Genomic DNA, 26037 nt, shown 5'->3' with positions numbered 1-26037 from the left:
GGTGGTTACTCCGGTTTAATGTGAATGTTTTGGAACGGCGGCGCCGCGGCAGCCGACCAGAAAGTCGAAATCGCAGCCTTCATCGGCCTGCAATACGCGGTCGATGTACAGCGACTGGTAGCCGCCCTGCATCGCCGGCTTGACCTGCGCCAGCTTCTCGGCGCGCGCGGTCTGGCGCTGCGCCATTTCTTCATCGCTGATGTCGAGATGCAGGCGTCCGGCGGAACAATCCATTTCGATCCAGTCGCCGTCCTGCACGATGCCCAAGGGGCCGCCTGCGGCAGCTTCCGGCGCGACGTGGAGGACCACGGTGCCGTAGGCGGTACCGCTCATGCGGGCATCGGAAATGCGCACCATGTCCTTGACGCCTTGCGCCAGCAGCTTGGGCGGCAAGCCCATGTTGCCGACTTCAGCCATGCCCGGGTAGCCCTTGGGGCCGCAATTCTTCATGACCAGCACCGAGCTGGCATCGACGTCCAGATCGGGATCATTGATCCGTTCCTTGTAGTGCGCGAAGTCTTCGAACACCACGGCCTTGCCGCGATGCTTCATCAGCTCGGGCGACGCCGCCGACGGTTTCAGAACCGCGCCGCGCGGCGACAGGTTGCCGCGCAGGATGCAAATGCCGCCGTCGTCGATCAACGGATTGTCGAGCTTGCGAATCACTTCATCGTTGTATTGCGGCGCATCCTGGTTGTTTTCCCACAATGTCTTGCCGTTGACCGTCATCGCGTCTTTGTGCGGGATCAGGTCGGCTTCGCCGAGGCGGCGCAGCACTGCCGGCAAGCCGCCGGCGTAGTAGAACTCTTCCATCAGGAAACGACCCGACGGCTGCAGGTCGACAATCGTCGGCGTGCCGCGGCCGACTCGGGTCCAGTCTTCCAGCTCCAGGTCGACGCCCATGCGGCCGGCGATGGCTTTCAAATGGATCACAGCGTTGGTGGAGCCACCGATGGCGGCGTTGACGCGAATGGCGTTTTCAAACGCTTTGCGCGTCAGGATCTTGGACAGCGTCAGGCCTTCCCAGACCATCTCGACGATGCGCATGCCGGACATGTGCGCCAGCACATAGCGGCGCGCGTCGACGGCAGGAATTGCGGCATTGTGCGGCAGCGACGTACCCAATGCCTCGGCCATGCAGGCCATGGTCGAGGCCGTACCCATGGTGTTGCAGGTGCCGGCCGAACGCGACATGCCGGCTTCGGCCGCCATGAATTCGTGGATGGAAATCTTGCCCGCCTTGACCTGTTCGCTCAGTTGCCAGACCACGGTGCCGGAGCCGATGTCCTTGCCTTCGTGCTTGCCATTCAGCATCGGGCCGCCGGTGACGACGATCGCCGGCACGTCGCAGCTGGCCGCACCCATCAGCAGCGCCGGCGTGGTCTTGTCGCAGCCGACCAGCAGCACCACGGCGTCGAGCGGATTGCCGCGGATCGATTCTTCCACGTCCATGCTGGCGAGGTTGCGCGTCAACATCGCGGTCGGACGCAGGTTGGATTCGCCGTTGGAGAACACCGGGAACTCGACCGGGAAACCGCCCGCCTCGATGATGCCGCGTTTGACGTGTTCCGCGATCTTGCGGAAGTGCGCGTTGCACGGCGTCAGTTCGGACCAGGTGTTGCAGATGCCGATGACCGGCTTGCCTTGGAACTCGTGATCGGGAATACCCTGGTTCTTCATCCAGCTGCGATACATGAAACCGTTCTTGTCGGCCGTACCGAACCAGGCTGCGGAACGCAGTGTGCGCTTCTTGTCGATAGTCATTTACTCATCCGTTGGAATAGTGCGGTCGCCACCTCCCGGTGTGGCGACGCTGATGAAAACGGCTGCAAGAAACTCCTCTCGCAGCCCCCCTCTGGCAGAACTTTATTTTCTGTTATTTATTTTTGTTGTAGACATCGAAGAACACGGCGGCCAGCAATACCAGGCCCTTGATCACTTGCTGGTAATCGATGCCGATGCCCATGATGGACATGCCGTTGTTCATCACGCCCATCACGAAGGCGCCGATGACTGCACCCATGACCTTGCCCACGCCGCCGGAGGCCGATGCGCCGCCGATGAAACAGGCTGCGATCACGTCCAGCTCGAAGCCGGTGCCGGCTTTCGGCGTCGCCGTGTTCAGGCGCGCCGCGAAGATCAGGCCCGCCAGCGCCGCCAGCATGCCCATGTTGACGAAGGTGTAGAAGCTCACGCGTTCGGTCTTGATGCCGGACAGCTTGGCAGCTTTTTCATTGCCGCCGACAGCGTACACACGACGGCCGATGGTGGTGCGGTTGGTCACGAAGGTGTAGATCACCATCAGCGCGAACATGATGATCAGCACGTTCGGCATACCCTTGTAGGACGCCATCAGGTAGCTGAAGGCGATGATGGCCGCGGCGAACAGGACATTCTTGAGCAGGAAGAACAGGGCTGGTTCTTCTTCCATGCCATGCTTGACCTGCTTGCTGCGACCGTGGACTTTCACCGCCAGCAGGATCGCCGCCGCCACTACGCCGACCAGCAGCGACGTCAGTCGCACGCTGCCGGTATCGGCAAAGAGTTCCGGGATGAAGCCCGAGCTCAGCAACTGGAAGCCGCGCGGGAAAGGTCCGACCGACTGGCCTTCCAGCAGCGCCAGCGTCAGGCCCTTGAACACCAGCATGCCGGCCAGCGTGACGATGAAGGACGGGATGCGGAAGAATGCCACCCAGTAGCCCTGCGCTGCGCCGATGGCCGCGCCGGCGATCAGGCAGATAATCGTGGTCAGGATGAAGTTGACTTCATAGTTGACCATCAGCACCGCCGCCAGCGCACCGATGAAACCGACTACCGAACCCACCGACAGATCGATGTGGCCCGCCACGATCACCATCAGCATGCCCAGCGCCATGATCACCACGTAGCTGTTTTGCAGCACCAGGTTGGTCAGGTTGAGCGGCTGCATCAGCGTGCCGTCGGTCATGACCTGGAAGAAGGCCATGATCGCCACCAGCGACAGCAGCATGCCGTATTCGCGCATGTTGTTCTTGAGGAAGCCGGCATATTCCCGCTTGGCTTCAGGGACCGCGTCGAGCGTAGGTGTCTTGCTCATTTCATTGTTCTCCATTCTTCACAATCCTCTCGTTCCTTACGATGGAACGCATGATTTTTTCCTGCGATGCTTCCGCCGCCGTGTATTGGCCGACGAACTGCCCTTCGTTCATGACATAGATCCGGTCGCACATGCCGAGCAGTTCCGGCATTTCCGACGAGATCATGATGATGCATTTTCCTTCTGCGGCCAGCTGGTTGATCAGCGTATAGATCTCGAACTTGGCGCCGACGTCGATGCCGCGCGTCGGCTCGTCGAGGATCAGCACTTCCGGATTCGAAAACAGCCATTTGCTGAGCACCACCTTTTGCTGATTGCCGCCGGACAGGTTCACGACCTTTTGCAGCACGCTCGAGCAGCGGATCCGCATCTTGGTGCGGAAGTCGGCAGCGACCTTGAACTCGCGCGCCTCGTCGATCACCGACTTGTCGGAAATCGCGCCCAGGTTGGCCAGCGAGATGTTCTTCTTGATGTCTTCGTCCAGCACCAGGCCGTCGCCCTTGCGGTCTTCCGTGACGTAGGCGATGCCGTGGTTGATGGCTTTCTGGATGGTGCCGACGTCGATCTTCTTGCCGTGCAAATGCACTTCGCCGCTGATCTTGGCGCCATAGGCGCGACCGAAGATGCTCTTGGCCAGCTCGGTGCGGCCGGCGCCCATCAGACCGGCGATGCCGACGATTTCGCCCTTGCGCACGTTGAAGTCAATGTCCTTGATCACCACGCGATCGGGATGAATGGGATGATGCACGCGCCACTGCCTGACTTCGAAAATGGTCTCGCCGATATGCGGCTCGCGCTTGGGATAGCGATCCGCCATCTCGCGGCCGACCATGTTCTGGATGATGCGGTCTTCGCTGATCTCTTCCTTGCGGCAATCGAAGGTATCGACCGTGGCGCCATCGCGCAGCACGGTGATCGAATCGGCGACCTTGGAAATCTCGTTCAGCTTGTGCGAAATCAGGATCGATGAAATGCCCTGCGCCTTGAGTTCCAGCAGCAGTTCGAGCAAGGCGTCGCTGTCGCTTTCGTTGAGGCTGGCGGTCGGTTCGTCGAGGATCAGCAGCTTGACCTCTTTCGACAAGGCCTTGGCGATCTCGATGAGTTGTTGCTTGCCGACGCCGAGGTTGGTGATCAGCGTCGACGGCGGATCCTTCAGGCCGACCTTGGCCAGCAGTTCCTTGGCTTTGGCGTACGACTGCTCCCAGTCGATCACGCCGCCGCTGGCCTGCTCGTTGCCGAGGAAAAGATTTTCGGTAATCGACAGCAGCGGCACCAGGGCCAGCTCCTGATGGATGATGATGATGCCGACGCTTTCGCTGTCGACGATATCCTTGAATTCGCGGGTCTGCCCCTGATAGATGATGTCGCCGGAATAGCTTCCGTGCGGATAAACGCCGCTCAGCACTTTCATCAGGGTGGATTTGCCGGCGCCGTTCTCGCCGACCACGGCGTGGATTTCGCCGGTGCGCACTGCCAGGTTGACGTTGTTGAGCGCCTTGACACCTGGGAATGTCTTTTCAATTCCGCGCATTTCCAGAATTGTACTCATGTGTTCTGACCTCTTCTTCTGCTCCGGCCTGCCGTTGTGGTGGGATGCTGCGGGCCGCTATCCTGGTCCCCGGCCGGCGCTGCTGCAGCTGCAACAACGCCGCCTCCGGAAACACCAACCCCGCGCGCGCGGCGCGGGGTTGCTTTTTTGTCCTGCCGGCTTGCGCCGGCCGGACCGTGCTCACTCAGCGCAACAAGTGGATTACTTCACTTGCGCTTCGGTGTAGTAGCCGCTGCCGACCAGCACTTCTTTCCAGTTGCTGGCGTCAACGCTGACCGGCTTCAACAGGTACGAAGGGATAACCTTCACGCCGTTGTTGTAGGTCTTGGTGTCGTTGATGGTTGGCGCTTTGCCCGACAACACGGCGTCCACCATGGAAACGGTGACCTTCGCCAGCTCACGCGTGTCCTTGAAGATGGTCGAACGCTGTTCGCCGCGGATGATGGACTTGACCGAAGGCACTTCCGCATCCTGGCCGGTCACGACCGGCATCGGCAGCTTCGGCGTACCGTAGCCGACGCCCTTGAGCGAGGAGATGATGCCGATGCTGATGCCGTCATACGGCGACAGCACTGCGTCGACGTGGGCATTGCCGTAGTAGGCGCTCAACAGGTTGTCCATGCGGGCTTGCGCAGTAGCGCCGTCCCAACGCAGGGTTGCGACCTTGTCCATGCCCATTTGCTTGCTGCGCACGACCAGCTTGCCCTTGTCGATGTATGGCTTCAGGACCGACATGGCGCCGTTGTAGAAGAAGAAGGCGTTGTTGTCGTCAGCCGAACCGCCGAACAGTTCGATGTTGAACGGGCCCTTGCCGGACTTCAGGTCCAGCGCCTTTTCGATGTAGGAAGCTTGCAGCACGCCGACCTGGTAGTTGTCGAAAGTCGCATAGTAGTCGACGTTCTTCGAGTTGCGGATCAGGCGATCATAAGCGATGACCTTGATGCCCTTGTCGGCGGCTTTTTGCAGCACGTCGGACAGCGTGGTGCCGTCGATCGCCGCGATGACCAGCACTTTAACGCCCTTGGTCACCATGTTTTCGATCTGCGCCAGCTGATTCGGGATGTCGTCTTCCGCGTATTGCAGGTCGGTCTGGTAGCCCTTTTCCTTGAATACCTTGACCATGTTGTTGCCGTCGGCAATCCAGCGCGCCGACGACTTGGTCGGCATGGAGATACCGATCAGGCCCTTGGTCTGGGCGCTCACTTGCGCGCTGACTGCCATCAGACCCATGCTCAGGCCAAGCGTCAGCCCGGCCAATACCGATTTGAGTTTCATACTTCTCGTCTCCTAAATGTTTGTTGTTTTACTGGCAATGCAAAACATCTCTCAACGCGCGGGGAACGCCCGATGTTTTGCAAGGCCTCTACGATAATCATTAAACCAATACATTTCTAATGATTTTTTTGCTAAAACCCATATTGTTTTCAACATCAGTTCTGCGCAAACGGCAGGACTCGCGTCTGCCGTTTTTTGCCCTTTCCACATGCCTCAAGCCGCCTGCGCGGACGGCTTGACGGCAACCGCGGCGCCATTCGCATCTGCCGCCTTGGCAGCGCCCATCGACATCAGGCGCTGCGCCAGGCAAAACACGAACAGCAGCACGCCAATCACAATCTTGGTCCACCACGAACTGAGCGTACCGTCGAAGGCGATCAGCGTCTGGATCACGCCCAGGATCAGCACCCCGGTCAGGGTGCCGGCCACATAGCCGTAACCACCCGTCAGCAAGGTACCGCCGATGACCACCGCAGCGATGGCGTCGAGTTCGGTGCCCTGCGCATGCAGGCCGTAGCCGGACAGCATGTAGAACGAGAACAATACACCCGCCAGCGCCGCGCAGAAACCGCTGAATGCATAAATCGCGACCTTGGTGCGCCCCACCGGCAAACCCATCAGCAGCGCCGACTGCTCATTGCCGCCAACGGCGTAGACGGCACGGCCGAAGCGCGTGTAATGCGCCAGGTAGATCGCCAGCGCCAGCATCAGCAGGGCAATCGCCACGCTGGGCGAGATGAAGGCGTCACCGAACTCCAGCCGCGTCTGCGACATCGCCACATACAGCGGATCGTCGATGGTGATGGAATTGATGCTGATCAGATAACACAGGCCGCGCGCCAGGAACATCCCGGCCAGCGTGACGATGAACGGCTGCAGCTTGAAAAAATGGATCAGCCCCCCCATCGCCGCGCCGAACAGGCCGCCCAGCACCAGCACGCAGACGATCACCAGCAGCGGATGCCAATGCCACGACTGCAGCAGATAGGCCGAGATCATCGTGGTCAACGCCAGCACCGAACCGACCGACAGGTCGATGCCGCCGGACAGGATCACGAAGGTCATGCCGATGCCGATCACCAGCAGGAAGGCGTTGTCGATCAGCAGGTTCAACACCACCTGCACCGAAAAGAAACCGTCGTAGGCAACCGAGCCCATCGCAAACAGCACCACCAGCAAGGCGACGGTGACCAGCGAGGTGAAGTACGGCGTAGCCAGCAGATGGTGAAAAAAAGAGCGAAAATTCTTCATGATTTTTCCTGGATTTTTCCTTGATTTTCCCTGGACATCAGGCTTGGTTGCCGGATTTGAACAAACGCAGACGGCGGAATTCCGGGGATTGCGACAGACAGACCAGGAACACCACCACCGACTTGACCACCATGTTGACTTCCGGCGGCACGCCCAATGAATAGATCGTGTACGTCAGCGCCTGGATGATCAGCGCGCCGATCACGCTGCCGACCAGGCTGAACTTGCCGCCAGCCAGCGAAGTGCCGCCCAGCGTCACCGCCAGGATCGCGTCCAGCTCGAGCAGCAGGCCGGCGTTGTTGGCGTCGGCGCTCTTGATGTTGGCGCTGATCATCAATCCGGCCAGTCCGGCGCACAGGCTGCAGAAGATGTAGACGAAAAAGATCAGCGCCGCGGTGCGGATGCCGGCCAGCCGCGACGCCACCGGATTGATGCCGACCGACTGGATGAACAGGCCCAGCGCGGTCTTGCGCATCAGCAGTGCGAGCACCACGAACATGCCGGCGACGATGAACAGCGAGAACGGCAAACCCCACAGGTAACCGCTGCCGAGATAGAAGAACGGCTTGTAGTACACCGTGATGATCTGGCCATCGGTCAGCAGCTGCGCCAGCCCGCGCCCCGCCACCATCAGGATCAGCGTGGCGATGATCGGTTGCAGGCCCAGCGTCGCCACCAGCAAGCCATTCCACGCGCCGCACAGCAGCGCCACGCCGAGCGCGGCAGCCAGCGCCCAGCCCATCGGGATATTGCTGACGTATTCCGGCACGCCGTTGTTGACGACCATGGTGCCGCCGATCAGCATCGCCGCAATCGTGCCCGAAATCGCCACCACCGCGCCGACCGAAATGTCGATGCCGCGCGTGGCGATCACCAGCGTCATGCCCAGCGCCGCCAGCATCAGCGGCGCCGCGCGGTTGACGATATCGATCACGCTGCCGTACAGATGGCCATCCTTCATCTCAATGCGGAAGAAACCCGGGATCATGAAGAAGTCGATCAGCAGCAGTACCGCCAGCGCGCCCAGCGGCCGGCTCAGGGGATGAAACAAGGCGCGTCGCAGGCGGTTGGCGGCGGCGCCCGAAAAGGCAGTGCGATTGGAAACCAGATTGGAATTCATTGATGCGCTCACGCTGATGCTCCTACATTCTCGCCCGCAATCACCTGCAGCACCGAGGCGTCGTCAAGCTCGCCGCGCAGGTACTCGCCGCAGCCGCGGCGATCGCGCAGCACCAGCATGCGGTCGCTACAGCGTAGCACTTCCGGGATCTCGGAAGAAATGAAAAGAATCGACATGCCCTTGCGGCACAAGGCCATGACGTAGTCCATGATCTCCTGTTTGGCGCGCACATCGATGCCGCGCGTCGGTTCGTCCAGGATCAGCATGTCAGGATCGGTCGCCAGCCAGCGCGCCAGCAAGGCCTTCTGCTGGTTGCCGCCGGACAGCAAGCCGATCGGGGTTTCGATGTCGGCGGTCTTGATACCCAGCCATTTGACGTAGTCGGCCGCGAGCTGCTGCTGGCGCTTGCGCGGAATCACGTGCAGCAAGCCGTTGCGAGCCTGCAGCGCGAGGATGATGTTTTCGCGTACCGACAAATCGAGGATGGTGCCCTCCTTCTTGCGGTCTTCGGAACAGAAGCCGATGCCGGCGGCGATGGCGTCGCGCGGCGTGGAGAATTTCACCGGCTTGCCCTTGATGCTGATCTCGCCGCCGTCGGCCTTGTCCGCGCCGAACAGCAAGCGTGCGGTCTCGGTGCGGCCGGAGCCGAGTAGGCCGCACAAGCCGAATACTTCACCGGCGCGCAGGTCGAAGTCCTGTGGCGCCAGCGCGCCTTTGCGTGCCAGCTCCCGCGCCTGCAGGAATATCTCGCCGGCGTTGGCGGCCGGCGTGATGTCGGCATGGTCGGCCAGCGCCTCGCCGGCGGCGGTGGCGTCAACCGGCACGCCCACCATCTTGTTGACCAGATCGAGGCGCGACAATTCGCTGGCGGCGTATTCGCCTTCGCGCACGCCGTTGCGCAGCACCGTGATGCGATCGGAGATTTCATAGGTCTGGTCGAGGAAATGCGTGACGAACAGGATCGCCATGCCTTCGTCGCGCAGGCTGCGCAAGACCTTGAACAGCAATTGCACTTCCGCCTCGTCCAGGCTGGAGGTCGGCTCGTCGAGGATCAGCACGCTGGCCGACACGCTCACGGCGCGGGAAATCGCCACCATCTGCTGGATCGCCAGCGGATATGCGGACAAGGGCTTTTGCACGTCGATGTGCAGATCGAGCTTCGCCAACAGTTTGGTGGCGCGGCGCTGCATGGTGGCCCAGTCGATCGGACCGACGCCGCCCCATTTGCGCGGATAGCGGCCGATGAAAATATTCTCTGCCACGGTCAGGTTCGGACACAGATTGACTTCCTGGTACACGGTGCTGATGCCGAGCTGCTGCGCTTCCAGCGTCGAGCCCGGCCGGATGGAGCGGCCGCGCAACAGGATGTGGCCGTCGTCGGGCGTATAGACGCCGGTCAGTACCTTGATCAGCGTCGATTTGCCGGCGCCGTTCTGGCCCATGAGGGTGTGGACTTCGCCCGGATACAGGCGCAGGCCGACGTCGCTCAGCGCCTTGACGCCGGTGAAGGATTTATGGATGCCGATGAGTTCCAGCGCCGGTTCGGCGCCGATGGCAGTGGTGCTTGGTGACATTGCGTTCGACATGGCGTTACCGCAAGAGAAAAAAACGGCGGGCCGAAGCCCGCCGCTCAAAGCCTGTTGAGCAGATCCGCTGCAACACAGAGGGGCATTGCAGCGCATCGTTCAAGGCCCAGGGGTTACTCCAGAGCAGAGGAGAAACAACACCGGGAAATTGCTTTCCCGGCCATACGATCGGAACCGGCATGGGTCACATGCGGGGGAGACCGATCAGTATCCGGTATTAAGAGACGGTTTTATGAAACCGTCTCTAAGCATCAATACTTGCGGTTAGGGAATTCCTTGGCCGCGACTTCGGCCGGGAACACGCCTTCTTCAGTGGTGATGCGTTTCGGCACTTCCTTGCCGGCCTTGACGTCCTTGGCGATGGACATCAGTTGTGGGCCGAGCAGCGGGCTGCACTCGACGGTGACATTGAGCTTGCCGGCCATCATGGCTTCGAACGCGCCCTTCACGCCGTCAATCGAAATCACGATGATGTCCTTGCCCGGTTTCAGGCCGGCCTCTTCGATTGCCTGGATGGCGCCGATGGCCATGTCGTCGTTATGCGCGTAGAGTACGTTGATCTTCTTGCCGTCGGCCTTGAGGAAGGCTTCCATGACTTCCTTGCCCTTGGCGCGGGTGAAGTCGCCGGTCTGGGAACGGATGATCTTCAGATTGGGATTGGCCTTGATCACTTCTTCGAAACCAACCTTGCGGTCGATTGCCGGCGCCGAGCCGACGGTGCCTTGCAGCTCGACGATGTTGATGTCGCCGGCCGGCATGGTCTTGGCGCGATCCATCAGCCAGCGTCCGGCGCGACGGCCTTCTTCGACGAAATCGGAACCGATGAAGGTCACGTACAGCGACTTGTCGCTCACGTTGACGGCGCGGTCAGTCAGGATCACCGGGATCTTGGCGGCCTTGGCTTCGCGCAGGACCGTGTCCCAGCCCGATTCAACCACCGGCGAGAAGGCGATCACGTCGACCTTTTGCGCGATGAAGGAACGGATGGCCTTGACCTGGTTTTCCTGCTTTTGCTGGGCATCGGCAAATTTCAGGTTGACGCCTGCCTTCTTGGCGGCGTCCTTGATCGAGGCGGTGTTGGCGGTACGCCATTCGCTTTCGGCGCCGACCTGGGAGAAGCCCATTGTCAACGGTTTGTCGGCAGCCACGGCGCCGGAGAGGACGCTCAAGCCCAGGGTCATGCAAACGGCGGCGCCCAGCAGGGTTCTGCGAGTCATTTTCATTGTTGTCTCCAATTATGTTTATCAACACGAACTGTTTTTATTGGTGTCCGGCGCTGTCGTGGGGGAACGGAGGCGCCGTCATTTGCGGGTTCGCTGGCACATGGCGTGCAGCGAAATGTGCCGATCAATAGTAGGAGAGCGAGAAATATCTATCCAATGAATTTTTAGCCACATCCGATACCGAAACAAGCATGGCGTTTTATCAAACTACATCGATGACGAAATGCTGACTGCCAGATCGTTTTTGATATCAATGTTTATCAATTTTTCATTATTCCGCATCGGTCGGCGATGTTAGGATCGGCGCTGTTTTTGCGTTAGAGCTACTAACAAGACGTCGATGGCAAGGCGCGCCGACGAAGACAGTACGAACGTACGGCTAGGAGAAGCAACGCCGCCAGCGGCGTTTTGTTAGTCGCTCTTAGGCAGCAAGCCCAGGCGGAGCAGACCGTACAGCATCCGCCCAGATAATCGAGACAGCAACCGAGACGCCATGACCACATCCCCAGCAGCGCAGCGCGGCGGCGCGTCCGCCATTGAGACCGTGACCCTTCGGTCCGGACATCAACGCCTGAGCGTGCTGCCCGGACTGGGCGCCAGCATCGCGGCATGGGACCTGGAATGGCGCGGCGCATGGACGCCGCTGCTGCGCCCCTGGGCCGGCGCCGACGATCTCTACACGACCGCCTGCTTCCCGCTGGTGCCGTGGTCGAACCGCATCACCGAAGGCGGCTTCATGCACAAGGACCTGCACTATCCCGTCCTGCAAAACCGCGCCGGTGAAAACTATCCCATCCACGGCGACGGCTGGCTGCAGGCATGGCGCGTCGCCGAACAAAGCGACCAGCACATCGTGCTGGCGCTGGACTCGGCCCAGTACGACGGCGATCCATATACCTATAGCGCGACGCAAACGCTGACACTGAACCAGGATGGCCTGACGATCGACCTGCAAGTCACCAATCGCGGCGCGGAAGAACTGCCGTTCGGCCTCGGCCTGCATCCCTACTTCCCACGCAATGCCGAAACGCGCCTGCAGTCGCGCGCCGACGGCGTCTGGCTGTGCGGCGCCGATCCGATCCCGACCGGGCATACGCGTGACTTCCCGGCGACCTTCGACTACAACCGGTTCGCACCGGTCGAGTTCCCCATCGACGGTCCGCTGATCGACAACTGTTTTACCGGCTGGGACGGCGTCTCGCACATCGACTACCCCGACCGCGGCCTGCGCCTGAGCATGCAGATGGAAAACTGCACGGGCTACAGCCTCATGTACCGCCCGCCCGGCCTCGACTATTTTTGCCTGGAGCCGATCACGCATCCGATCGACGCCTTCCACATGCCCGGCCGCGACGGCCTGGTCAACCTGGCGCCGGATGCGTCGATGCGATTGCTCACGCATTTCATCGTGAGCGAGATTTGAATCTGCTCTGACCTTGCACTGACACCGAATACACAATGACGCCAGCAACTCCTTCCTCATCCTCCACCGGCCTGATCGCGCTCGACTGGGGCACCACCTCGCTGCGCGCCTACCGCTTCAACGCCGACGGTCGCGTGGCCGACAAGCGTGCGTTGCCGTGGGGGATCATGAATTTGCCGCCGGCCGAAGAAGGTACGGATGCTGCCGCCGACACACCCGACGCCGGCTTCCGTCGCGCGCTGCAAGCCGCCTGCGGCGACTGGCTGCGCGATTTCCCGATCACTCCGTTGATCGCCGCCGGCATGGTCGGCAGCAAACAGGGCTGGCGTGAAGCGCCCTACCTCGACGTGCCGCTGGCCGTCAGCGAAGTGGGCAACACCATGACCGTTGTCGACACCGGCTTCGGCGTGCCGCTGCATATCGTCCCGGGATTGCTGCAACGCTCGGCGCTGCCCAACGTGATGCGCGGCGAGGAAACCCAGGTCGCCGGCATCCTCGACCAGCTGCAGGTCGATGATCTCCTGATCGGCCTGCCCGGCACGCATTCGAAATGGGTGCACGTGCGCGGCAAGCGCATCGAACATTTCGACACCTTCATGACCGGCGAGATGTATGCCGTGCTGAGCAATCACACCATCCTCGGCCGCACCATGCAGCGCGCCGCCGCCGATACAACCGATGCCGAGGACAACGCCGCCTTCGCGCGCGGCGCGCTGGTGGCGAAGTCGGCCGACGGCCGTGCCGGCATGCTGTCCAACATCTTCAGCAGCCGCACGCTCGGCCTGACCGGCGAACTGTCGCCGCGCGCCCAGGCGCACTATCTGTCCGGGCTGCTGATCGGCCACGAAATCGCCGCGCTGCTGGCAACCACCGACGGGATCCGGCAGCAGCGCATCGCCCTCATCGGCGACGACGCACTGTGCGAGCGCTACCGTCAGGCGCTGGCGCTGTACGACCTGACCAACATTGAAATCGCCGCTGCCGCCACCGAGCACGGCTTGTGGAAACTGGCCGCGCATGCGGGCCTGGTTTCCCCCTCACCGCGAACATCGAGAAAGTAGAATCATGCCGAAGAATCATTTCCAGCAAGCCCTGCAGCACTGCGGCCTGATCGCCATCCTGCGCGGCGTCCGTCCCGACGAAGTCGAAGCCATCGGCAAGGCCTTGTATGAAGCCGGCTTCCGCGTCATCGAAGTACCGCTCAACTCGCCTGAACCGCTGCAAAGCATCGCCACGCTGCGCCGCACGCTGCCGGCCGATTGCGTGATCGGCGCAGGCACCGTGCTCAGCCCCGAACAAGTCGCCCAGGTCAAGGCCGCGGGCGGCGAACTGATCGTCATGCCGCACAGCGATGCGCGCGTCATCGGCGCCGCCAAGGATGCCGGTCTGTGCAGCGCCCCCGGCGTTGCCACCGTGACCGAAGCATTTGCCGCGCTGGCCGCCGGCGCCGACGTGCTCAAGATGTTTCCGGCCGAGCAGCTCGGACCGCACGTCGTCAAAGCCTGGCGCGCAGTCATCCCGGCCTCGGTCGCGCTGCTGCCGGTAGGCGGCATCATGCCCAGCAGCGTATCGGTGTTCGTCAATGCCGGCGCATCCGGTTTCGGTCTCGGCTCGGCGCTGTTCAAGCCGGGCATGACGGCCGCCACCGTCGCCGAGAACGCCAAGGCCTTCGTCAGCGCCTGGCAAACCCGTCACGGTGCATCCACACCGACCACCTAAAAAAGAAGCCGGTCGCAGGGTCGCGAACATGAGCGTGACGACCGGACGCTCCTTAACCAGCCCGCCGCAAGAATGGGCGCTTTTTCTCAGAACGGATCATCTCCGATGAAAATCACAAAACTGACTACCTTTATCGTGCCACCGCGCTGGTGCTTCCTCAAGATCGAAACCGATGAAGGCATCGTCGGCTGGGGCGAACCGGTGGTCGAAGGCCGCGCACACAGCGTCGCCGCCGCCGTTGAAGAACTGGCCGATTACCTGATCGGCAAGGACCCGCGCAACATCGAAGATCACTGGACCGTGCTCTACCGCGGCGGTTTTTACCGCGGCGGCGCGATCCACATGAGCGCGCTCGCCGGCATCGATCAGGCTTTGTGGGACATCAAGGGAAAGGCGCTCGGCCTGCCGGTCAACCAGTTGCTGGGCGGCCCGGTGCGCGACAGCATCCGCGTGTATTCGTGGATCGGCGGCGACCGGCCGGCCGACACCGCGAAGGCCGCCAAGGATGCGGTGGCGCGCGGCTTCACCGCCGTCAAGATGAACGGCACCGAAGAAATGCAGTTCATCGACACCTGGGACAAGGTCGAACTCACGCTGGCCAACGTTGCCGCCGTGCGTGAAGCGGTCGGCCCCAACGTCGGCATCGGCGTCGACTTCCACGGCCGCGTGCACAAGCCCATGGCCAAGGTGCTGGTCAAGGAACTCGAACAGTACAAACTGATGTTCATCGAAGAACCGGTGCTCAGCGAGAACTACGAAGCGCTCAAGGAAATCGCCCACCTCACCGGCACGCCGATCGCGCTGGGCGAGCGCCTGTACTCGCGCTGGGACTTCAAGCGCATCCTCAGCGAAGGCTACGTCGACATCATCCAGCCCGACGTCTCGCACGCCGGCGGCATCACCGAGACGCGCAAGATCGCCACCATGGCCGAAGCCTACGACGTCGCACTGGCGTTGCATTGCCCGCTGGGACCGATTGCGCTGGCGGCTTGCCTGCAAGTCGATGCGGTGTCGTACAACGCCTTCATCCAGGAACAAAGCCTGGGCATCCACTACAACGAAAGCAATGACCTGCTTGACTACGTCACCGATGCCGACGTGTTCAGCTACAAGGATGGTTACGTCACCATCCCGAACGGTCCGGGCCTCGGCATCGAGATCAATGAAGAGTATGTCAGGCAGCGCGCCGAAGTCGGCCATCGCTGGCGCAATCCGATCTGGCGACATAAAGACGGCAGCTTCGCAGAATGGTAAAAATCTGCTCCTAGTCCTACTGCGGGGGCGTGATCCGCCGTCGTACGGTGCTCAGGATCCTCACGTACTAAAAGTACGTTGCGGTCCTTGCGCTCCGGTCGGCGGCGGCTGACGCCCTCCTCGCTACGGACCAGGAACAGATTTCGGTCTCTTAAGTTTTTCTCGTACGCCACCTCATTCCGATCTGGTTTTGTTTATTGAAATCGTATTGTCCTCTTCAATATATTTCATCCATGCGGCCCGCATCTGCTCAGCAGACCGGGCCGCAGCCACGTAAAATAGCGGTTTCCCTCCGTAGCAATTCCACAGGATTCATCATGCATTGGCCCCTCTTCGCGCTCGCCGTCGCCGCCTTCGGCATCGGCACTACAGAATTCGTCATCATGGGGCTGCTGCCTGATGTTGCGCGCGATCTCGGCGTCTCTGCGCCGGCGGCAGGCATGCTGGTATCCGGCTACGCGCTGGGCGTGGCGGCCGGTGCGCCGGTGCTGGCGATCGTCACCGCCAAATGGCAGCGCAAACGCGCGCTGGTCGGCCTGATGTGCCTGTTCATCCTCGGCAACGTGCTGTGCGCGATTGCGCCGAGCTACAACTTCCTGATGGTGGCGCGCGTGGTAACGGCGTTCTGCCATGCCGCGTTCTTCGGCATCGGCTCTGTGGTCGCCGCCGAACTGGTGCCGCGCGAAAAGCGTGCGCAAGCCGTGGCGCTGATGTTCACCGGCCTGACCGTCGCCAACATCCTCGGCGTGCCGTTCGGCACCGCACTCGGCCACGCTGCCGGCTGGCGCTCGACCTTCGGCGTGATCACGCTGATCGGCCTGGCCGCCGTGATCATGCTGTGGATCTGCCTGCCGAAGAAAATCGCCATGCAAGGCGGCAGCATCTTCAAGGAATTCCGCGCCATCGTCCATCCACAGGTGCAGCTCGCACTGCTGACCAGCACGCTGGCATCGGTCAGCATGTTCAGCGTGCTTACCTACATCGCCTACATCCTGCTCGACGTCACCGGTTTCACGGCACATCAGGAAAGCTGGGTGCTGCTGCTGTTCGGCGCCGGCATCACGGTCGGCGGCCTGATCGGCGGACGCCTGGCGGACTGGCGATTGATGCCGGTGCTGTTCTCGATGTTCGTCTGCATCGCGCTCATCCTGGTGCAGTTCTCGTGGAGCAGCCATCACCAGATTCCGACGCTGATGACCATGTTCGTCTGGGGCGCCTTCTCGTTCGCCGTCGTGCCGGCCGCGCAGATCCGCGTGCTGGACAAAGCCAGGGATGCGCCGAACCTGGCATCGACGCTCAACCAGGGCGCGTTCAACGTCGGCAATGCGACCGGCGCCTGGCTGGGCGGACTGGCGATTTCGGCGGGCCTGCCGCTGACCGACCTGCCGCTGCTGGGCGCGGGCGTATCGGTGCTGGCCTTTCTGACGGTGCTGACTTCGGCCTTGCTGGATCGGCGTGCGGCGCGCGCCGCAGCGTGATTCGACTGGTCTTGAAAAAGTGCGGCTATAATGCCCTGCCATGAAACGCTACGCCCTCATTTTCCTGCTGATGCTGCTGCCCTTCCAGTTTTCCTGGGCGGCGGTGGCGTCGTATTGCCAGCATGAAAGCGATCCCGTTGCACAGCACGTCGGCCATCACGCCGCTGCCGATAGCAAGCAGGATCAACAACCGGACAATAGCGACGACAGCAAATTCAACACCGGCAGCGACGCCGATTGCAGCTTCTGCCATTTCTCCTGCAGCAAGCCGATGAATTCGCACGCGGCATGGACGCCGCCGGCGCAGGAAAAAAGCAGCTTCACGCCTTCATTACTCCCGCTGTATCTCTCCCACATCGGGGAATCTCCGGAAGAGCCCGACTGGATGCTCGCCGCTTAAGCCGGCGAGTCGTCTCTCTCTTTTCATTACACTGCTGACCGCTCGCCGAATTCCTTCCCTCTTGTCCGGAGAATTCGATGTACACCCGTTTCTATCCGCTGGGACTGGCGCTTCTGCTCGCCTGTCCGGCCTACACGCATGCGCAGGAGGCGGCGACGCCCCTGACGCTGAGCAACGCCGTCGCGCTCGCGCTCGACAACAACCCCGAACTGTCCGCCGCCCGGCATGAACTTGAGGCGGTCGACGCCACCGTCGCGCAAGCCGGCGCACGCCCCAATCCCGAACTGTCGACGCTGATGGAAGACACGCGCAAAAGCACGCGCACCACCACCATCCAGCTCAACCAGCCGATTGAACTCGGCGGCAAGCGCGCCGCCCGCATCGGCGCCGCCGAACGTTCACGCGAGGCTGCCCGCATCGAGCTTGCCATCCGGCGCGATGAAATCCGCACTGCCGCCACGTCTGCGTTCTTCGCCGTGCTGACGGCACAGGAACGCCGACGCCTGGCGCAAGAATCCGCCGATCTGGCCTGTAGCGCCGCCGACGCCACCGGCCGTCGCGTCACCGCCGGCAAGATCTCGCCGGTGGAAGAGACCCGGGCGCGCGTTGCCGCTGCCTCGGCCCGGCTGGAGCTGAGCCAGGCCGACGGCGAACTCGACCTCGCGCGCCGCCGCCTCGCCGGACTGTGGGGCAACGCCCAGCCACACTTCACGCTGGCCGAAGGCGCTGCCGGGCAATTGCCGCCGCTGCCCGCCATCGCCGATATCGCCGGGCGCAGCGCCGACGCGCCGCAACTGCGGCTGGCCCGGCTCGAAGTCGAACGTCGCCAGGCCTTGAGCAAGATCGAGAGCAGCAAGCGTATTCCCGACGCCACGCTGAGCCTGGGCAGGAAGCGCGACGAAGAAGCCGGCCGCAGCATGTGGGTGGTCGGCGTGTCGATGCCGCTGCCCTTCCTCGACAGCAATCGCGGCAATCTCGAAGAAGCCCTGCGCCGCACAGACAAGGCACGCGATGAACTCGCCGCTGCGGAGACGCGCATGCGCACCGACATCGCGCAGGCCTATGAAAAGCTGCGCAACGCCCACGCCGAAGTTGCCGTCCTGCACAGCGACATCCTGCCCGGAGCACAGAGCGCCTATGCCGCCGCCGGCAAGGGCTTCGAACTCGGCAAGTTCAATTTCCTGGAAGTGCTGGACGCCCAGCGCACCTTGTTCCAGGCGCGCTCGCAATACCTGCGCGCGATCTCCGACGCCCACCTTGCCTCGGCCGAACTGGAGCGCCTGCTCGGTTCCGCCGGCCCCAACCAATAACCGGACGCCATCATGACCAAGAAACAGAAACTCACCATCGCCGCGATTGTGGCCATCACGGCGCTGCTGGCCGCACTGATCCTGTTCAGCGGCGCAAGCAAATCTGCACCGGCCGACGCCCATGCCGAAAGCGGCCATAACCACGCCGCAGAAAAGACGACCAAGGACGATCACAAGGAAGCCAAAGGCGGCCACGACGAAGACAAGGATCACAAAGACGACGACCACGATGAAAAGGGTCACGATGGAAAGGGTCACGACGAAGACAGCAAGATCGCCTTCAGCGACCAGCAACTCAAAACCGCCGGCATCGTCCTCGATACCGCCGCCCCCGGCCGCATCCGCACCAGCCTGCAACTGCCCGGCGAAATTCGCTTCAACCAGGACCGCACCGCGCACGTGGTGCCCAAGGTCAACGGCGTGGTCGAATCGGTCAGCGCCAATCTCGGCCAGCAGGTAAAGAAGGGGCAAGTGCTCGCCATCGTCAGCAGCAGCACGTTGTCGGAACAACGCAGCGAGTTGCTGAATGCGCAGCAGCGACTGACGCTGGCGCAGGCAACCCACGCGCGCGAAAAAACCTTGTGGCAGGAAAAGATCTCCGCCGAGCAAGACTACCTGCAAGCCGGACAAGCGCTGAAGGAAGCTGAAATCGCCGTGCGCAATGCGCAGCAAAAGCTGGCCGCCATCGGCGCAGGCGCCAGCGCTTCAGGACTGAACCGCTACGAAATCCGCGCCCCCTTCGACGGCATCGTCGTGGAGAAGCATCTCGCGCTCGGTGAAGCCGTGAAGGAAGATGCCAGCATCTTCACCATCTCCGACCTGTCCAGCGTCTGGGCCGAGATGACGGTCGCCGCCCGCGACATGAACGCCGTGCGCGTCGGCGAAAGCGTCACCGTCAACGCCACCGCATTCGCCTCCAGCGCCAACGGCAAGATCGCCTACGTCGGCGCCCTGCTGGGCGAACAGACGCGCACCGCCAAGGCCCACGTGGTCCTGCCCAATCCCGGCAACGCCTGGCGTCCCGGCCTGTTCGTCAATGTCGACGTGCTGGCGCAGGAAACCGACGTCGCACTCGCCGTCGCCGCCGATGCGGTGCAGTCGGTCGAGCAGAAACAGGTCGTCTTCGTGCGCGTCGCCGACGGCTTCCGCAAGCAGGAAGTCACGCCCGGCCGCAGCGACGGCAAGCGTGTGGAAATCCTCAAGGGCCTCAGCGCGGGCGATGTCTACGCCGCCGCAGGCAGCTTCGTCATCAAGGCCGAACTGGGTAAAGGGAGCGCCGAACATGCGCATTAAAAATCTGCTGAATAGCGACCGCACCTCCCACTCCGAGCGAGAAGGACACTCCCATGTTTGAACGCATCATCCGCTTCGCCATCGAGCATCGATGGCTGGTCTTGCTGGCCGTCTTCGGCCTGGCGGCCTATGGCGTCTACAGCTACCAGAAGCTGCCTATCGACGCCGTCCCCGACATCACCAACGTCCAGGTGCAGATCAACACCTCCGCGCCCGGCTACTCGCCGCTGGAAACCGAGCAGCGCATCAGCTTCCCGATCGAGACCGTCATGTCCGGCCTGCCCAACCTCGACCAGACACGCTCGCTGTCGCGCTACGGGCTGTCGCAGGTGACCGTCATCTTCAAGGACGGCACGGATATCTACTTTGCGCGCCAGCTGGTCAATGAACGCATCCAGGAAGCGCGCAGCAAGCTGCCGTCCGGCATCGATCCCGCCATGGGACCGATCTCGACCGGCCTCGGCGAAATCTACCTGTGGACGGTTGAAGCCAAGGAAGGCGCAAAGAACGCCGACGGCGTGCCCTACTCGCCCGCCGACCTGCGCGAAATCCAGGACTGGATCATCAAGCCGCAGCTGCGCAACGTGCCCGGCGTGACCGAGATCAATTCCATCGGCGGCTACGCCAAGGAATACCATGTCGCACCGTCGCCGGCCAAGCTGGCCTCCTACGGTCTGACGCTGCAAAACGTGGCGGCGGCGCTGGAGCGCAACAACGCCAACGTCGGCGCCGGCTACATCGAGAAGCGCGGCGAGCAATACCTGATCCGCGCGCCCGGCCAGGTGGCCTCGCTCGACGACATCCGCAACATCATCCTCGGCAACGTGCAAGGTGTGGCGATCCGCATCCGCGACGTCGCCGAGGTCGGCATCGGCCGCGAACTGCGCACCGGCGCCGCCACCGAGAACGGCCGCGAAGTCGTGCTCGGCACCGTCTTCATGCTGATCGGCCAGAACAGCCGCACGGTCTCGCAAGCAGTCGACAAGAAGATGGCCGAGATCAACCGCTCGCTGCCCGAAGGCGTGCAGGCCGTCACCGTGTACGACCGCACGGTGCTGGTCGACAAGGCCATCAGCACCGTCAAGAAGAACCTCATCGAAGGCGCGGTGCTGGTGATCGCGGTGCTGTTCCTGTTCCTCGGCAACATCCGCGCGGCCGTGATCACGGCGATGGTGATTCCGCTGGCGATGCTGTTCACCTTCACCGGCATGGTGTCCAACCACGTCAGCGCCAACCTGCTGAGTCTGGGCGCGCTCGACTTCGGCATCATCATCGACGGCGCCGTCGTGATCGTGGAAAACTGCGTGCGGCGTCTGGCCCACGCGCAGCAGCATCACGGCCGGCCGCTGACACGCAGCGAACGCTTCCACGAAGTCTTCGCCGCCTCGCGTGAAGCGCGCCGCCCGCTGCTGTTCGGCCAGCTCATCATCATGATCGTGTACCTGCCGATGTTTGCGCTGACCGGCGTCGAAGGCAAAATGTTCCAGCCGATGGCCTTCACCGTGGTCGCAGCCTTGCTGGGCGCGATGATCCTCTCGGTCACCTTCATCCCGGCGGCAATTGCGCTGTTCATCGGCGACAAGGTCGACGAAAAGGAAAACGCTCTGATGCGCGCCGCCAAGCGCATCTACGCGCCGCTGCTGCAAGCCTCGCTGCGCAACAAGCCGGTGGTGCTGTCGCTGGCAGCTGCGGTAATCGTCCTGTGTACGCTGCTCGGCACCAAGCTCGGCAGCGAGTTCGTGCCCAGCCTCAACGAAGGCGACCTGGCGATCCAGGCCCTGCGCATACCCGGCACCAGCCTGACGCAATCGGTGGAGATGCAGCAGCAGCTGGAACGCACGCTCAAGGACAACTTCCCCGAGATCGAGCGCGTGTTCGCCCGCACCGGCACCGCCGAAGTGGCGTCCGACCCGATGCCGCCGAACATCTCCGACGGCTACATCATGCTCAAGCCGCAAGACCACTGGCCCAAGCCGAGGAAGACACGCGACGAACTGATCGCCGCCATCCAGGAGACCGTCGCCAGCCTGCCCGGCAACAGCTACGAGTTCTCGCAACCGATCCAGTTGCGTTTCAATGAACTGATCTCGGGTGTGCGCAGCGACGTCGCGGTCAAGGTCTTCGGCGACGACATGGACGTGCTCAACGACACCGCCGCCAAGATCGCAGCCACCTTGGGCAAGGTCCCCGGCGCGACCGAAGTCAAGGTCGAGCAATCGACCGGCCTGCCGATGCTGACGGTGAAGATAGACCGCGAGAAGACCGCCCGCTACGGCCTCAACATCGGCGACGTGCAGGACACCGTCGCCATGGCCATCGGCGGCAAGGAAGCCGGCACGCTGTTCCAGGGCGACCGCCGCTTCGACATCATCGTGCGGCTGCCGGAAAACGAACGCAACGACCTCGACGCCATCAAGCGCCTGCCGATCCCACGACCACAGGCCGACGGCAAACTCAGCTATATCCCGCTGGGTGAAGTCGCCGACTTCGACATCGCCCCCGGCCCCAACCAGGTCAGCCGCGAAAACGGCAAACGCCGCGTCGTCGTCAGCGCCAACGTGCGCGGACGCGACCTCGGCTCCTTCGTCGACGACGCTGCCGCCGGCATCGCCGCACAGGTAAAAATCCCGACCGGCTACTGGATCGCCTGGGGCGGCCAGTTCGAGAACCTGCAGTCGGCAACACAACGCCTGCAAATCGTCGTGCCGGTCGCCTTGCTGTTGGTGTTCGTGCTGCTGTTTGCGATGTTCAACAACGTCAAGGACGGCCTGCTGGTCTTCACCGGCATCCCGTTCGCGCTGACCGGCGGCGTGCTGGCGTTGGCCATGCGCGGCATCCCGCTGTCGATCTCCGCCGCCGTCGGCTTCATCGCACTGTCAGGCGTGGCGGTGTTGAACGGCCTGGTGATGATCGCCTTCATCCGCACCCTGCGCGAAGAAGGCCGCTCGCTCGACGACGCCATCTTCGAAGGCGCAATGACGCGCCTGCGACCGGTGTTGATGACTGCGCTGGTGGCGTCGCTGGGATTCGTGCCGATGGCGCTGGCAACCGGCACCGGAGCGGAAGTACAGCGGCCGCTGGCGACCGTGGTCATCGGAGGGATTTTGTCGTCGACCTTGTTGACGTTGCTGGTGCTGCCGTTGTTGTATCGGTTGGTGCATGCACCGGATTCAGAGGATAAGGACGAAGGCAATACAGCGCGATCATGGCGCACCTGCTTGCAGGCTTGGCTGCGCCGCGATAGGCGCAAGGATGTCTCGTCAATGTAAAAAGAAAAGCCCCGCAACATGATCGTTGTGGGGCTTATTTCGTTTTCTCTGCCTCTTCCCAATCGATTTCTGACCTCATCTTCCGCCGCTAAACTGGCCTTAGAACATCCCATATTGAGCTAAGGAGAACGGACTTGAGGACTCGTCAGGTCTTCATTTAAAAGTCTTTTTTGCATGATCTGGCAAGATATAAACACCCAGTAAAAGATGGTCAACCACATCGAAGGCAAGGCCAAGCTCTTGAAGAGAGTGGGGCTTAACTTCGTGAGCTGCATCGTTTCCGAGAGTACGAAGCTTATGTAGGATATCGGCGCCATCTCGTGTTAGTACGCCGAGCCCGACTAGCGAGTTAATCTTGTTATATAGATCGCCACCGGTTGCATTCTTGTCTTTACAGACGGTCTCTATGATTGCACGAGTGCCTATTCCGCAAAGAACTGGCTGAATGTCATTCAACGCCTGGAGTGATTCTTCATAGATCCGTTGAATCTTATCCGGCAACAACCCTGCGTCGGCTAGGGGTTGCCGACCTTGGCGAGGGTTCGGATATATGTCGATGCTTGCTTGGTATTCCCACTCGTTTTCGTCGATTTGCACATAGTCATGTTCTGTTCCGGCGATTTTCCTAAAAGAGAATGTTTCGCAACCGAGACATCTTATTATTTGATGCTCAATAGCCCAGCCAGTTGAATAGCCACCCGACTCGTCGGAACCGCTTAGAGTCGCTTCGGCAATAATTTCATGCTTTGTTTCACGATGGCAGTCGCGACAAAAGCAAGTGATCTTTTGGCCTTGTTGCTTGTTTATTGTGAGGTTACCTGTCATTTTTGCAATTTCGATTTGGTTAATCAGACGGCGGGCTAACGTTTTCAGTCTTTGACGCACTCTTGCGCGCGGTTGTCTTCTTAGCAGGGCTGCTCGACTGCGCTAAGAACGACTCACAGCTAAGAATCAATTCCCGACCGTACGCTTTAGAGGCATCCCATACGGCAGTTCGGCTCACAGCCAGAAGCATGTAAGCGGCGTGAGCTACCGCAACCAACAATACCACTGTAATTCGGCTTCCTTGAGGCGTGTCGACGTCCCAAGATAGACGCCACAAGATGAACGTGCAAACAGCGACGACGATGACGTTCAAGCACAGCGCCAACATTTTTACCCCGAGCAAATTTCGACGAAAACCGTACGTGATATTTTCCGTAAACAAGATGGGAAACTTCTTCGTATCGCGAGTGTTCTGACGAAGCCAGTTGCCGCATTGGCCATAGAATTCGTCAGCGGAGGTCTGGTTTGTGCTCTCATCTAAGGGGCTAGGTACCTCCATAGCCAGCTTCCCTGCTAGAAAAGATCGATATCGGTCTTTCGAACCGGCATCAATGGTCTTGTCGTTTCGGCGAAACATGGTGATCGATGGCATACCTCCGTGTTCTGTATAGAGCTTGCCTTCTATCGCGCGGCCCCGAACGCGCGAGAAATCTGCGATAGCAAACAGGAGCACAAGTGTCCCGAGAGTCGCTATAAGGTTCGAAAGCTCAAACGATTTCCACGAAATCAAAAGTGTCAGTGCAGCGAATGCGGGTGCCGCGGCGATGATCGCGGGAAATAACCTTGCGCGTATAGAGTAGGCATCGAAGAACTTGAAAATTTCCATCAGAGGCTCTCCACTTTGTTAGCAAACTCTTCTGCAACTGCCGGAATCATATTGGCGTGACCGCTGCCGGCGTAGTGCGATAGCCATTTGGTACGGGTCGAGTAGACCTTGAAGCCTCTGCGCATAAAAGCATTCGTAACTTGGCCACGTGGGTAGTCCGCCTTGTTTGAACCGACTGAGCAGAATGCTGTGCCGACTACTGTGCCTTGGGGTTGCTTAGGTCCTAACCATATGTCCAAGACCGACGGAGTTACGTTATGCCTACTTCCATGATGCGGCACTTGCACGAATTTGGGCCGGTCCAATCCAAGCTGAGCGCCAAAATTGGCAGCCTCCATTAATCCGATGGGGCCTACGTCCGCTGTGAGCAAAGCTCCTTTGCCGCCTAGTACGCCATACTGCACCACGCAGCTTTCGTTGGACGCAGAAGTCTTAGTGTCTTTCGCAAGCGTTTCCACATCCCACTTTTCTTCCAACCATTTTTTCGCAGCTTCTGCCAAAGACCGTAGCAGTCCAAAGCTCGGAGATCCGGCAGCTTCAGTCGTATATCTTTCAGGAGCTTTCTCAAAATCAGGGATCGAGTTGACATACCGATCTCTCGTGGGCGCAAGGACCTTGAATGCACCAATTGTAGAACCCTGAAAGACCTCATGTATTTGGGTCCCTTGCTTAATGGCAAGCTCCTCAAGTTCGACCAGATAAGGATGTCGCCCTTTAATGTCGTCAATCAGGCCTTGCAATGTGAAGTTGCCGTGGAAATGATCAAGAATTTCCGAGGCATAAAGCCACGGCCTGTTCATCCACAGATTCTTAACTTTGATTTTCTCCATCACACCAACAAGCCCGGTCGCGTGATCGTCATCAGCGTGCGAAAGCACCATGTGGTCGATGTGGTAGTTCTGGTAAAACTTAGTGATGTGGTTGATGATGGTTTCTGCCGTCCCAGCACGTCCCCCATCCACTACGTGAAGGTGATAGCCCGCGGTATCGTCGCCATAGCGAATAACAATTGCGTCCCCAGAACCTTCCCCTACAGGCAAGAAGTCGACTTCATAGTTCATTTTTTTGTCTCCCCAATTCTGAAATGACATCATAACAGCTGGCACTATCAAGGCTTCTTCAGATGATCACGTCGCAAGCGACATCCAGATGAGATAAAA

The 26037-nt window shown here is 61.0% G+C and carries 20 protein-coding genes; 9 read left to right on the top strand and 11 right to left on the bottom strand.

Annotated features, from left to right (window positions below; genetic code table 11):
- Window positions 1-15: 15 nt before the first annotated feature.
- The 8 genes from F506_RS07295 to F506_RS07260 form a co-directional block, all read right to left on the bottom strand.
- Window positions 16-1764 (bottom strand): IlvD/Edd family dehydratase, encoded by a 1749-nt coding sequence (locus F506_RS07295; RefSeq protein WP_053196183.1) that lies wholly within the window; start codon window positions 1762-1764, stop codon window positions 16-18.
- Window positions 1765-1876: 112 nt separating this feature from the next.
- Window positions 1877-3076 carry a multiple monosaccharide ABC transporter permease gene (mmsB, locus tag F506_RS07290; RefSeq protein ID WP_200907717.1) on the bottom strand — a complete coding sequence of 400 codons (1200 nt, stop codon included), beginning with the start codon at window positions 3074-3076 and terminating at the stop codon, window positions 1877-1879.
- A gap of 1 nt (window position 3077) precedes the next feature.
- Entirely contained in the window at window positions 3078-4625 is a 1548-nt protein-coding gene (gene mmsA, locus F506_RS07285) for a multiple monosaccharide ABC transporter ATP-binding protein (RefSeq protein WP_053196179.1), read from the bottom strand.
- A gap of 201 nt (window positions 4626-4826) precedes the next feature.
- Window positions 4827-5900: a multiple monosaccharide ABC transporter substrate-binding protein gene (gene chvE, locus F506_RS07280; protein ID WP_053196177.1), complete on the bottom strand. Its 1074-nt coding sequence runs from the start codon at window positions 5898-5900 to the stop codon at window positions 4827-4829.
- A 213-nt stretch (window positions 5901-6113) separates the two neighbouring features.
- Window positions 6114-7151 (bottom strand): galactofuranose ABC transporter, permease protein YjfF, encoded by a 1038-nt coding sequence (yjfF, locus tag F506_RS07275; RefSeq protein ID WP_053196175.1) that lies wholly within the window; start codon window positions 7149-7151, stop codon window positions 6114-6116.
- A gap of 37 nt (window positions 7152-7188) precedes the next feature.
- Complete coding sequence (locus F506_RS07270) at window positions 7189-8283, bottom strand: ABC transporter permease (RefSeq protein ID WP_144424009.1); 1095 nt, start codon at window positions 8281-8283, stop codon at window positions 7189-7191.
- Complete coding sequence (locus F506_RS07265) at window positions 8280-9857, bottom strand: sugar ABC transporter ATP-binding protein (RefSeq protein WP_235471417.1); 1578 nt, start codon at window positions 9855-9857, stop codon at window positions 8280-8282. Before F506_RS07265 ends, F506_RS07270 begins: the two co-directional genes overlap by 4 nt.
- Before the next feature lie 251 nt (window positions 9858-10108).
- Window positions 10109-11080 carry an ABC transporter substrate-binding protein gene (locus tag F506_RS07260; protein WP_053196172.1) on the bottom strand — a complete coding sequence of 324 codons (972 nt, stop codon included), beginning with the start codon at window positions 11078-11080 and terminating at the stop codon, window positions 10109-10111.
- Between the two features lie 493 nt (window positions 11081-11573).
- Here F506_RS07260 and F506_RS07255 point away from each other — a divergent pair, with 493 nt between their 5' ends.
- The 9 genes from F506_RS07255 to F506_RS07215 all read left to right on the top strand — a co-directional run bounded on the left by F506_RS07255 (window position 11574) and on the right by F506_RS07215 (window position 23226).
- A complete protein-coding gene (locus F506_RS07255; protein ID WP_053196169.1) occupies window positions 11574-12503 on the top strand; it encodes an aldose 1-epimerase in 930 nt (309 codons plus the stop codon).
- 35 nt (window positions 12504-12538) lie between these two features.
- On the top strand, window positions 12539-13564 hold the full coding sequence (locus F506_RS07250) for a 2-dehydro-3-deoxygalactonokinase (RefSeq protein WP_053196167.1): 1026 nt from the start codon (window positions 12539-12541) through the stop codon (window positions 13562-13564).
- 4 nt (window positions 13565-13568) lie between these two features.
- Window positions 13569-14222: a 2-dehydro-3-deoxy-6-phosphogalactonate aldolase gene (locus tag F506_RS07245; RefSeq protein ID WP_053196165.1), complete on the top strand. Its 654-nt coding sequence runs from the start codon at window positions 13569-13571 to the stop codon at window positions 14220-14222.
- 105 nt (window positions 14223-14327) lie between these two features.
- Window positions 14328-15476: a galactonate dehydratase gene (gene dgoD / locus F506_RS07240; RefSeq protein WP_053196163.1), complete on the top strand. Its 1149-nt coding sequence runs from the start codon at window positions 14328-14330 to the stop codon at window positions 15474-15476.
- Window positions 15477-15793: 317 nt separating this feature from the next.
- Window positions 15794-16954, top strand: a complete 1161-nt coding sequence (locus F506_RS07235; RefSeq protein WP_053196161.1) for an MFS transporter — start codon at window positions 15794-15796, stop codon at window positions 16952-16954.
- Between the two features lie 40 nt (window positions 16955-16994).
- Entirely contained in the window at window positions 16995-17354 is a 360-nt protein-coding gene (gene czcI, locus F506_RS07230) for a cation efflux protein, CzcI family (RefSeq protein WP_053196159.1), read from the top strand.
- A gap of 77 nt (window positions 17355-17431) precedes the next feature.
- Entirely contained in the window at window positions 17432-18664 is a 1233-nt protein-coding gene (locus F506_RS07225; RefSeq protein WP_053196158.1) for a TolC family protein, read from the top strand.
- Window positions 18665-18676: 12 nt separating this feature from the next.
- Window positions 18677-19957, top strand: coding sequence for an efflux RND transporter periplasmic adaptor subunit (locus tag F506_RS07220; protein WP_053196156.1), 1281 nt, complete (start codon window positions 18677-18679; stop codon window positions 19955-19957).
- 53 nt (window positions 19958-20010) lie between these two features.
- A complete protein-coding gene (locus F506_RS07215; protein ID WP_053196154.1) occupies window positions 20011-23226 on the top strand; it encodes a CusA/CzcA family heavy metal efflux RND transporter in 3216 nt (1071 codons plus the stop codon).
- Window positions 23227-23379: 153 nt separating this feature from the next.
- Here the strand turns inward: F506_RS07215 and F506_RS07210 are convergent, their stop codons facing one another.
- From F506_RS07210 to F506_RS07200, 3 genes are read right to left on the bottom strand one after another with little or no spacing between them, the layout of a single operon-like run.
- Window positions 23380-24051: a DUF4145 domain-containing protein gene (locus F506_RS07210; RefSeq protein WP_053196153.1), complete on the bottom strand. Its 672-nt coding sequence runs from the start codon at window positions 24049-24051 to the stop codon at window positions 23380-23382.
- A 19-nt stretch (window positions 24052-24070) separates the two neighbouring features.
- Entirely contained in the window at window positions 24071-24877 is an 807-nt protein-coding gene (locus tag F506_RS07205; RefSeq protein WP_235471416.1) for a hypothetical protein, read from the bottom strand.
- Window positions 24877-25938: a ComEC/Rec2 family competence protein gene (locus F506_RS07200; protein ID WP_144424008.1), complete on the bottom strand. Its 1062-nt coding sequence runs from the start codon at window positions 25936-25938 to the stop codon at window positions 24877-24879. The genes F506_RS07205 and F506_RS07200 overlap by 1 nt, the downstream gene beginning before the upstream one ends.
- Window positions 25939-26037 lie beyond the last annotated feature (99 nt).

The organism is Herbaspirillum hiltneri N3, assembly GCF_001267925.1.
GTDB classification, from domain to species: Bacteria; Pseudomonadota; Gammaproteobacteria; order Burkholderiales; family Burkholderiaceae_D; genus Herbaspirillum; species Herbaspirillum hiltneri.
Note: the sequence above shows the minus strand (reverse complement) of the source record. Positions and strands in the feature narration are given on the sequence as shown.